This window comes from Clostridioides sp. ES-W-0016-02, from assembly GCF_020641035.1.
In the GTDB taxonomy this organism is placed as follows: Bacteria; Bacillota; Clostridia; order Peptostreptococcales; family Peptostreptococcaceae; genus Clostridioides.
Window position 1 is genome coordinate 292,131 of sequence record NZ_CP061361.1, and the last position, 15,464, is coordinate 307,594.

The 15,464-nt window shown below is 29.8% G+C and carries 15 protein-coding genes; all 15 read left to right on the forward strand.

Annotation, left to right across the window (positions count from 1 at the left end):
* The first annotated feature begins 4 nt into the window (after positions 1-4).
* The 15 genes from purF to csrA all read left to right on the forward strand — a co-directional run bounded on the left by purF (position 5) and on the right by csrA (position 15,442).
* The gene (gene purF, locus IC758_RS01690; protein ID WP_227434634.1) at positions 5-1,372 is read left to right on the forward strand and encodes an amidophosphoribosyltransferase; all 1,368 of its coding nucleotides are present in this window, start codon (positions 5-7) and stop codon (positions 1,370-1,372) included.
* Positions 1,366-2,442: a phosphoribosylformylglycinamidine cyclo-ligase gene (gene purM / locus IC758_RS01695; protein ID WP_227434635.1), complete on the forward strand. Its 1,077-nt coding sequence runs from the start codon at positions 1,366-1,368 to the stop codon at positions 2,440-2,442. The genes purF and purM overlap by 7 nt, the downstream gene beginning before the upstream one ends.
* Positions 2,436-3,029: a phosphoribosylglycinamide formyltransferase gene (gene purN, locus IC758_RS01700; protein ID WP_227434636.1), complete on the forward strand. Its 594-nt coding sequence runs from the start codon at positions 2,436-2,438 to the stop codon at positions 3,027-3,029. Before purM ends, purN begins: the two co-directional genes overlap by 7 nt.
* Entirely contained in the window at positions 3,022-4,554 is a 1,533-nt protein-coding gene (gene purH / locus IC758_RS01705) for a bifunctional phosphoribosylaminoimidazolecarboxamide formyltransferase/IMP cyclohydrolase (RefSeq protein WP_227834896.1), read from the forward strand. Before purN ends, purH begins: the two co-directional genes overlap by 8 nt.
* 10 nt (positions 4,555-4,564) lie before the next feature.
* Positions 4,565-5,815 (forward strand): phosphoribosylamine--glycine ligase, encoded by a 1,251-nt coding sequence (purD, locus tag IC758_RS01710; RefSeq protein WP_227434638.1) that lies wholly within the window; start codon positions 4,565-4,567, stop codon positions 5,813-5,815.
* 24 nt (positions 5,816-5,839) lie between these two features.
* A complete protein-coding gene (locus tag IC758_RS01715; protein WP_227860702.1) occupies positions 5,840-9,646 on the forward strand; it encodes a phosphoribosylformylglycinamidine synthase in 3,807 nt (1,268 codons plus the stop codon).
* A 611-nt stretch (positions 9,647-10,257) separates the two neighbouring features.
* A complete protein-coding gene (locus IC758_RS01720) occupies positions 10,258-10,926 on the forward strand; it encodes a lytic transglycosylase domain-containing protein (protein WP_227834894.1) in 669 nt (222 codons plus the stop codon).
* Between the two features lie 8 nt (positions 10,927-10,934).
* Positions 10,935-11,363, forward strand: a complete 429-nt coding sequence (locus IC758_RS01725) for a YaaR family protein (protein ID WP_227834893.1) — start codon at positions 10,935-10,937, stop codon at positions 11,361-11,363.
* 23 nt (positions 11,364-11,386) lie between these two features.
* Positions 11,387-11,701: a FliM/FliN family flagellar motor switch protein gene (locus tag IC758_RS01730; RefSeq protein ID WP_227834892.1), complete on the forward strand. Its 315-nt coding sequence runs from the start codon at positions 11,387-11,389 to the stop codon at positions 11,699-11,701.
* 151 nt (positions 11,702-11,852) lie between these two features.
* Positions 11,853-12,128 carry a flagellar biosynthesis anti-sigma factor FlgM gene (gene flgM, locus IC758_RS01735; protein WP_227834891.1) on the forward strand — a complete coding sequence of 92 codons (276 nt, stop codon included), beginning with the start codon at positions 11,853-11,855 and terminating at the stop codon, positions 12,126-12,128.
* A 4-nt stretch (positions 12,129-12,132) separates the two neighbouring features.
* Positions 12,133-12,549, forward strand: a complete 417-nt coding sequence (locus IC758_RS01740; RefSeq protein ID WP_227834890.1) for a flagellar protein FlgN — start codon at positions 12,133-12,135, stop codon at positions 12,547-12,549.
* Positions 12,550-12,566: 17 nt separating this feature from the next.
* A complete protein-coding gene (gene flgK, locus IC758_RS01745) occupies positions 12,567-13,877 on the forward strand; it encodes a flagellar hook-associated protein FlgK (RefSeq protein WP_227834889.1) in 1,311 nt (436 codons plus the stop codon).
* Positions 13,878-13,895: 18 nt separating this feature from the next.
* Positions 13,896-14,828, forward strand: coding sequence for a flagellar hook-associated protein FlgL (gene flgL, locus IC758_RS01750; RefSeq protein WP_227834888.1), 933 nt, complete (start codon positions 13,896-13,898; stop codon positions 14,826-14,828).
* Positions 14,829-14,846: 18 nt separating this feature from the next.
* Positions 14,847-15,236 carry a flagellar assembly protein FliW gene (locus tag IC758_RS01755; RefSeq protein ID WP_227834887.1) on the forward strand — a complete coding sequence of 130 codons (390 nt, stop codon included), beginning with the start codon at positions 14,847-14,849 and terminating at the stop codon, positions 15,234-15,236.
* Complete coding sequence (csrA, locus tag IC758_RS01760) at positions 15,230-15,442, forward strand: carbon storage regulator CsrA (protein WP_227834886.1); 213 nt, start codon at positions 15,230-15,232, stop codon at positions 15,440-15,442. The genes IC758_RS01755 and csrA overlap by 7 nt, the downstream gene beginning before the upstream one ends.
* Positions 15,443-15,464 lie beyond the last annotated feature (22 nt).

The window sequence follows — 15,464 nt, forward strand, 5'->3', positions numbered from 1 at the left end:
ATGTATGTGTGGAGTTTTAGGGATTTACTCTAATAAAGATGTAACTAAAGAACTATATTATTCTTTATATTCTATGCAACACAGAGGGCAGGAAAGCTGTGGTTTAGCTCTTTTAGATGATGGAGAAATTAAGTACAAAAAAGATATGGGATTAGTTGGAGATGTTTTTAAGGAAAGTGAATTATCTAAGTTAAAAGGAAATATAGGTATTGGACATGTTAGATATTCAACAGCTGGAGGAAGTCATGTTTCTAACTGTCAGCCTTTAGTTGGAAGTTGCAGAAAAAGACAATTAGCTATAGCTCATAATGGAAATCTAGTAAATGCAAATTATTTAAAAGATATGCTAGAAGAAGATGGATATATGTTCCAAACTAATTCAGATACAGAAGTAATTTTATATATACTTGCAAGATATTACAAAGGTGATATAGTAGAAAGTTTAAAAGTAACAATGGACTATATCAAAGGTGCATATGCCCTTGTAATAATGAGTCAAGATGAATTGGTTGCAGTTAGAGATCCACATGGATTCAGACCTCTTGTACTTGGTAAAAAGGGTGATGAATATATATTTGCATCAGAAAATTGTGCAATAGACATACTTGGCGGAGAAGTTATAAGAGATGTAGAGCCAGGAGAAATAATAGTAGTTAAAGATGGTGAATTAAAATCATATTTTTATTCAGAAAATTATAAACCAGTTAAGAAAAGTTGTATATTTGAACACATATACTTTGCAAGAAATGATGCAACTATAGATAATGTAAATGCATATGAGTTCAGAATTAAATGTGGGGAAAGATTAGCTCAAGATGAAAATGTAAAAGCAGATGTAGTAGTTCCAGTTCCTGATTCAGGTTGGCCAGGAGCTATTGGTTATGCAAATGCTAGTGGATTAAAAATAAGTGAAGGTCTAGTTAAAAATAGATATGTAGGAAGAACATTTATAAAACCTACACAAGAGGAAAGAGAAATAGCTGTAAAAATAAAATTAAATCCTCTTTCAACAGTAATAAAAGGAAAATCTATAATTTTAGTAGATGATTCAATAGTAAGAGGAACTACATCTAAACAGTTAGTAAAATCTTTAAGAGAAGCAGGAGCAAAAGAAATTCATCTTAGAATAACATCTCCTCCAGTAGCTTACTCTTGTTATTATGGAATAGATACTCCAAATCGCTCTAAGTTAATTGCATCAAGTAACAACGTAGAAGAAATGAGAGAATATATTGGATGTGATAGTTTAAAATTCCTAGATATAGAAGGAATGTTAGATGCAGCAGAACATAAGTCTACTTTCTGTAAAGCTTGTTTTGATGGAGAATACCCAGTTAAAAAAATTGATAAGGAGGAACTACTTTCATGTTAACATATAAAGAATCAGGTGTAGATATAGATGAAGGAAATAGAGCAGTAGACCTTATAAAAGGGAAAATTAAAGGAACTTATGATGGAAATGTAGTTGGAGATTTAGGAAACTTTAGTGGATTATACAGTTTAAAAGATTTTGTAGGAATGAAAGAACCAGTTTTGCTTGCATCTACAGATGGTGTTGGGACTAAGTTAAAAATAGCTCAAATGATGGACAAGCATGATACTGTTGGAATAGATTTAGTTGCAATGTGCGTAAATGATTTAATATGTCAAGGTGCTAAGCCATTATTTTTCCTTGATTATATAGCTCTTGGAAAATTAGTTCCTGAGCATATAGAAAAAGTAGTTGGCGGAATAGCAGATGGCTGTAAGATGTCTGGTTGTGCACTAATTGGTGGAGAAACTGCTGAAATGCCTGGAATGTATGGAGATGATGATTATGATTTAGCAGGATTCTCTGTAGGTATAGCAGACAAAGAAAAGATTGTTTCTGGAAATGATGTTAAATCAGGAGATGTATTAGTTGGAATATCTTCAAGTGGAGTACACAGTAATGGATTTTCTTTTATAAGAAAGATATTTTTAGAAACGTATGATTATAAGATGGAACAATATGTAGAAGAACTAGGAATGACAGTTGGGGAAGCACTTTTAACACCAACTAAAATATATGTTAAGTTAGCTTTAGATGTATTAGCTAAACATGATATAAAAGCTATAGCTCACATAACTGGTGGAGGGCTTATAGAAAATATAACAAGAGTTATACCTAAAGGATTAGGATTAGACATCAATAAAAAATCTTGGGAGAAGCCTCCTATATTTAAAATGATAGAAGGTTTTAATGCTGTAGATGAGAGAGAACTTCATAAGAGTTTTAACATGGGTATTGGACTAGTTTTAATAGTAGATAAAGAAAATGCCAATGATGTTGTAAACTTTATAAATAATAGAGAAAATGACAATGCTGCTTATGTAGATAAAAAGTATAGCGAATTATTAGAAGATAAAGCATATATAATTGGTGAAGTAGTAGATAGTCATGAAGGTGTAGAATTATGCTAAATATAGGAGTTTTGATATCTGGCGGAGGAACAAATTTACAAGCAGTTATAGATGGTACTGAGTCTGGAAAAATAAAAGGTCAGGTTAAAGTAGTTATCTCAAGTAAGCAAGATGCTTATGGTTTAGAGAGAGCTAAAAATCATAACATAAAGGCAATTTGTGAAACTAATGAAGACAAGATAATAGAAATTCTTAAAGAAAATAAAATAGATTTAGTAGTTTTGGCTGGTTATTTAAAAATAATCAGCCCAAAGCTGGTTAATGAGTTTAGAAACAAAATGATAAACATACATCCATCATTAATTCCTTCATTTTGTGGGGCTGGATTCTATGGAGAAAGAGTCCATCAGGGAGTAATAGATTATGGGGCTAAAGTAACTGGTGCTACAGTTCATTTTGTGGATGAAGGTGCTGATACTGGACCAATAATAATGCAAGATGTAGTTAAGGTAAATCAAGATGATGATGCAAAAACACTTGCAAAAAGAGTGTTAGAAGTTGAACATAGGATTTTGGAAGAGAGTTTAAGTCTTTTTTGTGAAAATAAATTAAAACTTCAAGGTAGGAGAGTGTTTATAAATGAGTAAGAGAGCTTTAATAAGTGTAACTGACAAAACAGGTGTAGTTGAATTTGCTAAAGAATTAAATAAGTTAGACTATGAAATTATATCTACAGGAAATACTTTTAAGACATTAAAAGAAAATGGAGTTAATGTAATGCAAGTTGAAGATGTTACAAACTTCCCAGAAATATTGGATGGAAGAGTAAAAACATTAAATCCATATATACATGGTGGAATACTTTATAAAAGAGACAAAGAATCTCATGTAGAAACTGTGAATGAACATAAAATACATTCAATAGATTTAGTAGCTGTAAATCTATACGATTTTGAAGGAACTTTAAAAGCTGGAAAAAGCCACGATGAAATGATAGAAAATATAGATATCGGTGGACCATCTATGATACGTTCTGCTGCTAAAAACTATAAAGATGTAATAGTAGTAGTAGATATAAAAGATTATGATTCTATAATAGAAAAATTAAAAACAGACACAATGACATTAGAAGATAGAAAAAAATTATCATATAAAGCTTTCTCAACTACAGGAAGATATGATGCTTTAATATCTAGCTATTTTGCTGGAGAAGTAGGAGATACATATCCTGACATATTAAATTTAACTTTCCAAAAAGAACAAACTTTAAGATATGGAGAAAATCCACATCAAAATGGTTTCTTATATTCACAATCAAATGCAAAAAATCCAATCTTAAATTATGAACAACTAGGTGGTAAAGAACTTTCTTTCAACAACTTAAATGATTTACATGGTTGCTTAGAAGTTATGAGAGAATTTAAAGACAGTGAAGAAGTAGTTTCAGTAGCTATAAAACATGCTAATTCATGTGGTGTAGGATTAGGAAAAGATGCTTTTGAAGCATATACAAAATGTTATGAAGCAGATAAAGTATCAATCTTTGGTGGAATAGTAGGAATAACTTCTACTGTAGACAAAGCTACAGCAGAGAAATTAAATGAAATATTCTTAGAAATAGTAGTAGCATACGATTTTGAACCAGAAGCATTAGAGATACTTAAACAAAAGAAAAATCTAAGAATCTTAAAATTAGCTAAGATAGAAAATAGTTTACAACCATATGAAATGAAATACTTAGATGGAAAATTATTGATACAAGATAGAAACAATACATTAGCAGAAAAAAGTGAAAATGTAACAAAAGCAAAACCAACAGATGAGCAACTTAAAGACATGGAATTTGGTATGAGAGTGGTAAAAAATATGAAGTCAAATGCAATTGCAATAGTAAAAAATGGTCAAACTCTAGCTCTAGGTTGTGGACAAACATCAAGAATTTGGGCATTAAAAAATGCTCTTGAAAATAATAAAGATAAAGATTTTACAGGAGCTGTTTTAGCATCAGATGCATTTTTCCCATTTGATGATTGTGTAACATTAGCTCATGAATATGGAATATCAGCAGTAGTTCAGCCAGGTGGTTCTATAAAAGATAAAGATTCAATAGAAGCTTGTGATAAGTATGATATGGTTATGGTATTTACAGGAATAAGACACTTCAAACACTAAGGAGGATATTATGAAGATATTGGTTGTAGGCGGTGGCGGAAGAGAACATGCTATATGCTGGAAATTAAGCAATGAAAAAAATGTAGAAAAAGTTTATTGTGCGCCAGGTAATGCAGGAATCGCAAATGTAGCAGAATGTGTAAATATAGGTGATACTGATGTAGAAGGGCTTTTAAAATTTGCCAAGGATAACAAAATAGGTCTAACAATAGTAGGTCCAGAAGTACCACTAGTTATGGGAATAGTAGATGAATTTGAAAAAGAAGGTTTAAGAGTATTTGGACCTAATAAAAAATGTGCTCAACTTGAAGGAAGTAAAGCTTTTTCAAAAGATTTTATGATAAAGCATAACATACCTACTGCAAAATATAAAGAATATACAAACTTAGAAGAAGCTATATCAGAAATAGATAGCTTTGGGTATCCAGTAGTAATAAAAGCGGACGGATTAGCTGCTGGAAAAGGTGTTGTAATACCTGAAAATAGAGAAGATGCTATAGCAACTTTAAAAGAAATGATGTCAGATAAGAAATTTGGAACTGCTGGAGATAAAATAGTAATTGAAGAATTTTTAAAAGGTATAGAAACTTCTATCTTGGCATTTGTAGACAATAATACAATAGTTCCTATGGCAAGTGCAAAAGACCATAAAAAGGTAAACAATTATGAACAAGGACCGAATACAGGTGGAATGGGAACTTTTTCACCTAGTGAAATCTATACAGAAGAATTAGCAAATAAAGTAAAAGAAACAGTACTAGAAAAAACATTAGAAGGATTCAAAAAAGATGGACTTAACTTTAAAGGTATTTTATTTGTTGGTCTTATGATAACTGATGATGGAGAGAAAGTACTTGAATATAATGTAAGATTTGGAGACCCTGAAACACAATCTGTTTTATTTAGATTAGAAACAGATTTACATGAAATAATGGAAGCTATACTTGACAATAAGTTAAAAGACATAGAAATAAATTATAGTGATGATGAAGCTGTATGTGTTATGCTTACATCAGGAGGGTATCCAGACAGTTATGAAAAAGGAAAAGTTATAACTGGTCTTGAAAATTTAGATGATGATATAGTAGTATTCCACAGTGGTACTAAGATTCTTGACGGCAATTTAGTTACTAATGGGGGAAGAGTAATTGGTATAACTACAAAATCAGATACAGTTAAAGATGCAGCAGAAAAAGTTTATGAAAATATAAAAAAAATAAATTTTGAAGGAATGCATTATAGAACAGACATAGGTAGATAATTTTTCTAAAATGGAGGATAAGGTATGTTGAATACTGGAAATAAAGACTCAATGGTTAGAAGAGTACTAGTTGAAAAAAGAGAAGGTTTTGACCTTGAGGCTAAAGCTTTAAAAAAGGATTTAGTGGAAAGTTTGCACATAAGTAGTATAGAAGATTTAAGAATATTAAATAGATATGATGTAGAAGGAATATCAGAAGATGTTTATGAAAATGCAGCAAAGACAATCTTTTCTGAGCCAAATCTAGATGTAGTATACTATGAGGAAATACCAGAATTAAATGGAGAAAAAGTATTTGCAATAGAGTTCCTACCTGGTCAATATGACCAAAGGGGTGACTGGGCAGCTCAATGTGTCCAAATAGTAAATCAAGGTATAAGACCTGCTATTAATACAGCAAAGGTTTATATATTATCAGGTAAAATAACTGATGAAGAATTTAGCAAAATAAAGGATTACTGCATAAATCCAGTGGATAGTAGAGAAGCATCTTTAGAAAAACCAGAAACATTAAAAATGGAAACTGAGATACCAACAGCAGTTGAAATATTAGATGGATTTATAGATTTAAATGAAGACGGATTAAAATCATTTGTAAGTGACAAAGGATTAGCAATGACTTTAGGAGACTTACAACATGTTCAAAAATATTTCAAAGATACAGAAAAGAGAAACCCAACTATAACAGAAATAAAAGTTCTAGATACTTATTGGTCTGATCATTGTAGACATACTACTTTTATGACTGAAATAGAAAATGTGAAAATAGAAGATGGTAAATTTAATGATATAGTAAAAGAAGCATATCAAATGTATCTTAACTCAAGAGACAATGTATATGTAAATAGACATAAAGATATATGCTTAATGGATATAGCTACAGTTGCAGTAAAAGAATTAAAGAAAAATGGTAAGTTAAATGACCTAGATGAAAGTGAAGAAATAAATGCATGTAGTATAAATGTGGATGTTGAAGTTGATGGAAAGATGGAAAAATATTTAGTAATGTTTAAAAATGAAACTCATAACCATCCAACTGAAATAGAGCCGTTTGGTGGAGCAGCTACTTGTTTAGGTGGAGCTATAAGAGACCCATTATCAGGAAGAAGTTATGTTTACCAAGCAATGCGTGTTACAGGAAGTGCTGACCCAAGAACCACTTTAGAGGACACTTTACCTGGAAAGCTTATGCAAAGAAAAATAACTACAGAAGCAGCTCATGGATATAGCTCATATGGGAACCAAATAGGTCTTACAACTGGACAAGTTGCAGAAGTATATGACGAAAACTTTGTTGCAAAAAGAATGGAAATAGGTGCAGTTATAGCAGCAGCACCAAAAGAAAATGTAGTAAGAGAAAGACCAGAAGCAGGAGATGTAATAGTTCTTCTTGGAGGAAAAACAGGAAGAGATGGTTGTGGAGGAGCAACTGGTTCATCTAAAGAACATAGTGAAGAATCAATATTAACTTGTAGTGCAGAAGTTCAAAAAGGAGATGCTCCTAACGAAAGAAAAATACAAAGATTCTTTAGAAATAAAGAAGTTGCTCAAATGATAAAAAGATGTAATGACTTTGGAGCAGGTGGAGTTTGTGTTGCTATAGGTGAGATTGCTGATAGTTTGGACATAAACTTAGATTTAGTGCCTAAAAAATACGATGGGCTTGATGGAACTGAACTTTCAATTTCAGAATCACAAGAGCGTATGGCAGTAGCTATAAAAAAAGAAAATAAAGATAAATTTATACAATTAGCAGTAGAAGAAAACTTAGAAGCTACACATGTAGCTACAGTAACTGATACAGGATATTTAAGAATGTTCTGGAATGGAAAAGCAATTGTAGATATAAATAGAGAGTTTTTAGATACAAATGGAGTGAAACAAACTACTGATGTCCATGTTACTAAAGTAGATGAAGAAAACACATTCTTTAGCTCTAATGAAATAGTAAAAGATGTTAAGTGTGCAAGTATGAAAGATAAATTTACAAAAGTATTATCTGACCTTAATGTTTGTTCTCAAAAAGGATTAGTAGAGATGTTTGATAATACAATTGGTGGAAATACAGTACTTATGCCATTTGGTGGAAAGTATCAAGCCACTCCAACTCAAGGTATGGTTGCTAAGATACCAGTTCTTGGTGGAGAAACTAATACTTCTACAATAATGACTTATGGATATAATCCAAAAGTAGGGAAATGGAGTCCATTCCATGGAGCTTTATATGCAGTAGTAGAATCTGTATGTAAATTAGTTGCTATTGGAGGAAATTACAGTACAACAAGACTTACATTCCAAGAGTACTTTGAAAAACTTGGTAACAATCCAGAAAAATGGGGCAAACCATTCTCAGCACTTTTAGGAGCATTTTATGCACAAAGTAAGTTTGAAATACCTGCTATAGGTGGAAAAGACAGTATGTCTGGTACATTTAAAGATATTGAAGTTCCACCAACATTAGTTTCATTTGCTGTTGATACAGTAGATGCTAGAAAAGTAGTATCTCCAGAATTTAAAAAAGCAGATTCAAAAGTAGTAATGTTATGTGTAAATAAAGCAGAAAATAATGTTATAGACTTTGAAGAACTAAAGAAAAACTTAGATAAAGTAAGAGAACTTATACATGAAAATAAAGTTTTATCAACATATGCATTGGGATTTGCAGGTGTAGGTGAAGCAATAAGTAAAATGGCTTTTGGTAACAAAATAGGATTTAAGTTTAATGAAGAAGCTGAAAAAGTATATACAGATGATAAATTATTTGAAGCTAGTTATGGAAATATAGTACTTGAATTAGCAAATGATGATTTAAGCATGTTAGATGGATATAATTACATAGTGCTTGGAAGTACAGTTAAAGATGCTAGTATATTCATTAAAGGTGAAGAACTTTCATTAGATGAATTATATAAAGCGCATTGTAGTACTTTAGAGCCTATATTCCCAACTAAAACAGAAGAAGTAAAATCAAAAATAGAGACTATAAGCTATATATCACAAGGAGAGGCTAAAAAATCATCATTAAGTATAGCTACTCCAAGAGTATTTATACCAGCATTCCCTGGAACAAACTGTGAATATGACTCTGCAAGAGCATTTGAAAGAGCAGGGGCTAATGCAAATATAAGAGTATTTAAGAATTTAACTTATAAAGACATAGAAGATTCTATAGATACAATAGTGAATGAAATAAAATCTTCTCAAATAATAATGTTACCAGGAGGATTTAGTGCTGGTGATGAGCCAGATGGTTCTGGTAAATTTATAGCTACTGTATTTAGAAACCCTAGAGTTCAAGAAGCTATAAATGAGTTTTTAACTCAAAAAGATGGTTTGATGTTAGGTATCTGTAATGGATTCCAAGTATTAATTAAGTTAGGTTTAGTTCCATATGGAGAAATAAGAGTTCCAAGTGAAAGTGCACCAACACTTACTTACAATAATATTGGACGTCATCAAGCTAAGATTGCTAGAACTAGAATTTCATCTAATAAATCTCCTTGGTTAGCTCAAACTAATGTTGGAGATATTCACAATATAGCTATTTCTCATGGAGAAGGTAAATTTGTTGCTAGTGAAGATGTTATGAGAGAATTAATTGCTAATGGACAAGTAGCAACTCAATATGTTGATTTTAATAATGAAGCTACTTATGATATTGAATTTAATCCAAATGGTTCATTCTATGCTGTTGAAGGTATAACTAGTGCTGATGGTAGAGTGTTTGGTAAAATGGGACATTCTGAGAGAATTGGTGAGGAAGTATTTAAGAATATCATAGGTGAAAAAGACCAAAAGATATTTGAATCTGGAGTTAAGTATTTTAGATAGGATTCTGGTAATTAATTGGTAATTACAATATATTTTATATATTTAGATTTAAAGGGATGTAATAATGTGATGATAATCATTTAATATTACATCTCTTTTTTATTTATATAAAAATAATATATTCTACTCAAGTCAAAATATAAGCTATGTTATAATTAATTATTAAGCAGAATTGAATATTTATTGGAGGGTAAAAACAATCAATGAAAATATTAATAACAAGGTATAGTAGTCAATTAAAAAAATAATTAGTAAATAATTTGAGTATAAATATTTTTTTTATTTATCCGATAATCATAATATGGCAAAATCAAATTTAAAGATTTAATAAATTTGAAAGGGATTATTTTAGTAAAATGGTTTATGATAAGACTATATTATATGACAAAATGTATATCAAAGTAAATATTTGCAATATATAATAAATTAATAATATATCATTCTATGTCGATTCTTATGTTGATAGGTATATACTTATAATATCTATAACAAAAGATTCTTTATAGAAAACTATAAGAAGGAGGATTTTACATATTATAGGAACTCAGGTACTTAGAGTTCTATGAGGGTTAACTTTAAAGTTTATAAAATTTTGAAAGGGGAGTCTTATATTGAATGAAATAGGTTCACTAATTAATATATTAGCATTGACGCAATTATCTGGCAGTAATTCTACAAATCAGTGTAATTGTGGATATAATAATTCATCTGGATTTGATATGATTATGATGACCTTATTAAAAGCATTATCACAAAACAATCAACAAACTTCTAATGGATATAATTTATCGTCTAATTCTGAACAACTATTTAATGAACTTGATAGTGTAGCAAATAATACAGTTGGTAAATTTATAGAAGTTGATACAAAAGATAAAAATGTAAAGTCAAGAATTGAAAATGCTGTAGAGCAAGCATCAAAACAATATAATGTAGATGCGAATCTTATAAAAGCAATAATTAAAGTTGAATCGGATTTTAATCCAAATACTGTATCTTCTGCTGGGGCTAAAGGCCTTATGCAACTTATGCCAGAAAATTGCAGAGATTTGGGTGTCGCAGACCCTTTTAATATAGAGCAGAATATAGATGCTGGAACTAGACACATTAAGGAATACATTGATATGTTTGGAGGGAGCATAGAAATGGGATTGATGGCATATAATGGTGGTCCTGGAAGGATGAAAAGTAGAGGGGTAGAATCAATTTCTGACTTGTATAAAATGCCAAAAGAAACACAAAATTATATTCCTAAGGTTATGAAATATTATAGAGGGTAGGCTTTATTATGGGTATAAATATAGATAAGCTAAACATAAGTCCAAGTAGAAATATAGAGGTGAAAAAAACAAAGGAAAATAATAAATTTTCTGACAGCTTAAACTCTGTAAAACAATCTTCTTCAATGGAAGATATAAAACGAAATCTGGAAAGTGTAAAAAAGGCAGGAGAGAGGCTTGTACTTACTCAAAACTATGGCGATATTAGTATATATAAAAATGCAGTAAAAGAATACCTAAAATCTGTTGTAGATAACATGTATTCACTTGATAAAAATAGTAGCTTTTGGGAGCATCAGTATTATAAGAATGTAAAGATTGTTGACAATAAACTTGAGGATATGACTAGTAAGTTACTTAGTGAAGAAAAAGAAAACATAGATATTGTTTCTACTGTTGATATGATACAAGGCTTGTTGATAGATATGTATAGATAAGGTTATACAAGGAGAAAAGTTTTATGAATAGCAAAAAAGAGGATATATATGAATTGAATTTTGGGCAACTAATAGAAGAAAAGACTGGTGTTATAGAAGAAAATCAAAATGTTTTTAATGCAAAAGTAAATGTAGCTGTTTCTATAGGAAACACAACAGAAACAATAAAAAATATATTAGATTTAAAAGAAGGCTCTATAATAAAACTAAATAAGAATGTGGATGAAAAATTAGATATATATGCAAATGATAGATTATTTGCTTATGGAGAAAGTATTATTACAAATGAGAAATTATCTGTAAGATTATCTAAAATAGAAGATTCAGATATAAATTAGCATTTTAAATAGTATCCCTTTAGGCTATTCCGTATGAGTTTAGCTAAGGGGATATTTTTATAAAAAATTTAAAATATGTTTGAATCATATAAATGTTTTTATTTTCTGAGCGATAACTAAATTATAAGTATGTAATTTTGGAGGTGAAACTATGGATATTAAAAATGTAAGTTCAAATATTGTAGTGAATAATTATTTAAAGAATACATCAGGTGTAAAAAAAGTGGAAGAAGTTCAAAAAACTAGTAAAACAGACAAGATAGAGCTATCTAAATTTGCAAAGGAAATGGCAAGTGTATCAAATATGAGTGATGAGACTATTAGAAATAAAAAAATCGATGAAATAAAAAATGCATTGGAAAGTGGAACTTACAAAATAAAACCAGAAGAAATTGCGAAAAAAATGATAGAGGATATGCGAGGATAAAGTCATGATTACAGACTTAAAAGTTATAATATATGAAGAAAAAAAGATACTTAGTAATATGATGGAATTATTAAAAGAACAATTTGATTATATAGTTGTAAAAGATATAGAAAATTTAAATGGATTAAATCCTAAATTAGAAGATATTAGTAGAGAACTTGCATCTATAGAGATAAAGAGAAGACAGCTTTTTAGTGGTGATATTTCAATGAGTGAAGTTGTTGAAAATAGTAATGATGAATATTTAAAAGAAATATATACAGACTTAAAGCACATTATTGCTTTAGCTAAAAATCAACAAGAATCAAATGATTCTCTAATAAAGAAAGAACTTATTTTTACGAAAAAAATGATTAATTTTATAAAACCAGCGGATAAACAAACTACAACTTATAATTCTTATGGAAATATTAGAAAATAGATATTGGGAGGAGAAATATGGCAGGATTATTTTCCATTTTAAATACAGCTAATTCAGGCATGAATGCACATCAAAAAGCAATACAGACAATTTCTCATAATATAAGTAATCTAGATACAGAAGGTTATTCTAGGCAGAGAACAGAATTTGCTACAAATAGCCCAATGTATATGCCTAGCTTAAACAATGCAATTGGAAGAGGTCAATTAGGAACTGGTGTACATGTAACAGATGTAACAAGAGCTAGAAATAGTTTTTATGATTACCAATTTAGAGCAGAGGCTCATAAATATGGTAATACAGTTTCAAAGTATGATTATTATAATACTATAGAAACTATAATAAATGAACCATCAGACTATGGTATATCTGCAGGGATAGATGATTTTTTCAAAGGATGGGAATCATTAGCAAAGGATATAAATAGTGATAGCAAAAAAAGTTTAGTAGTAGAAAATGCATCAAATTTAGCAACTCTAATAAGTGAGAGTTATAAGAAACTTGATAAGTTAAAAGGAGATATAGATGATAATATAGATTCTGAGATAAAACAGATAAATGACATGTTAAAGAGCCTTGAAGATTTGAATAAATCTATTGATGTTATATCTGGCTCTGGTTCGACGCCAAATGATTTACTTGACGAAAGAGATAGAATCTTAGATGATTTAAGTTTTAAGCTAGACCTTGAAAATGGCGATGTTAAAAATATGCTTGCAGATGGTAAATTAGAACTTAATGAACTAAAAAATCCAGATGGGACTTGGAAAACAGGTGTATCAGGAACTTTACAAGGGCTGTTTGAAATGCATGGTAAGATTGATACATATAAAAGCGATTTAAAAGACGTATCTGATGGATTAGCTAAACAGATAAATGATGTTTATAATACATCTGCTGGAATAACAGTAACAGATTTTTTTATAACTTCAAATGTAGATGGTGAAGATATCATAAAGGTAAATCCAGCTATAAAGAGTAATCCAAATGAATTAAAGCTTACTGCTGATGAGGCTTCGAAGATTGCTAAGCTAAAAGATGAAAAAATAGATATTGGAGCAGTTGGTGGAAAAGTAAGTACAATAAGTGACCACTATAAAGCTTTTGCAGAAGCAGTAGGTTTAGATTCTAAAAAGGTAAATCAAGATGAAGTGAATCAACGTAAAATTATAAATAATATTGATAGTTCACGAATGAGTGTTTCAGGTGTATCTTTAGATGAAGAAATGACAGAGCTTATAAAAGTACAACGTTCATATCAAGCCAGTGCAAAAGTTATGTCCACAGCTGTGCAACTATTGGATGTTGTAATAAATGGAATAATTTAACAGAAGGAGGAATTTATAATGAGAGTTAGTACAGGCATGATGTCTAGTAGTTATCTAAATTCATTGCAAGATAATCTACAAAGATTAGACAAGGTTAATAGACAAGTTAATACAACGAAAGAAATAAATAAATTATCTGATAATCCATATAAAGCAATAAAGATATTGAATTCAAAAAGTGAAATAAAAACTATGGAGACTTATATTGAAAACTGTAATGATACAGCAAATTGGTTAGAGACTACTGATACTTCATTAGATCAGCTTGGAAAGTTGTTGTCAGATATAAAGAAAAATTTAGTGGCAAGTGGTGATGGAGCATATTCAGAGGATGAGCTAAAGACTCTCAGCAACTCAACTAATGAAAAAATGAAAGAAATCGCAAATGCTTTAAATGCAACGCATGAAGGTAAGTATATATTTTCAGGTTCAAATACAGGTATACCACCTGTTGATTGTATAGAGAATGCTGATGGCTCAGTAAGCTTAAAGTTTAATTCTAGTTTAAATCTTAACAAATTAAAGGATTCTTTGAGTATGGATGTAGCTCAAGGAATAAGTGTAGATTATAATGTTAAGTTGAGTAGTCTTGGATTTGACCCAACAAAGACTGATTCATTTGAGGAGCTAAATAATATATCAAAGAAACTAGCAAATCCAACTGATGCGGCTATAAAAGAATTGACGACAACTTGCTTAGGAGATATGGATAAACTAATAGAAAATACAGTAAATGTTAGGTCTATATATGGGACAAAAGCAAATACAGTAGATGCTATGAAGGAAAAAAACGATGATAGTTTGATACAGTTAAAGGATGTTCTATCACAAAATGAAGAGATAGATTATGGAGAAAAACTTGTTCAATTAAAGGCTGCAGAATTAACTTATCAAGCTTCTCTACAAACAGGAGGAAAGTTATTTAATGTATCTATATTAGATTACATATAGTAAAATAACGCACATATTATGAAGGTTACATTGAAAAAAGGTATACTAGGATTTGAAAATCTAAGAGAATATGAACTTTTAGATATAGAAAATAATGATACTTTAAAAGAATTTAATTCTACTGAAGAGGATTGTATAGGATTTATTATTGTATCACCATTTGAGATAATTAAGGAATATGAAATTGTTCTGAATAAAGATATAATAGAAAATCTTGAAATAGAGTCTCCTAATGATATTATGATATTTAATATAATAACTCTTGGCCAAACTTTAGAAGAATCAACTGTAAACATGAAAGCTCCTATAGTAATAAATATAAAAAATAATTATGGAATGCAAATAATCTTACAAGAAGAAAAATACAGTATAAGACATCCATTATTGAGAGGTGATGATGGATGTTAGTTATTTCTAGAAAAAAGGGAGAGTCAATACTTATAGGAGAAAATATTGAAGTCAAGGTAGTAGGTGTTGATGGAAATAATGTTAAATTAGCTATGTCAGCTCCAAATAATATAGGAATATTAAGAAAAGAAATTTATGAAAAGATAAAAGAAGAAAATATAAAAGCAACAAATAAAAATATAGATATTTTGAGTAATTTAAAATAAAAGTGTATGGAGGAAACAATAG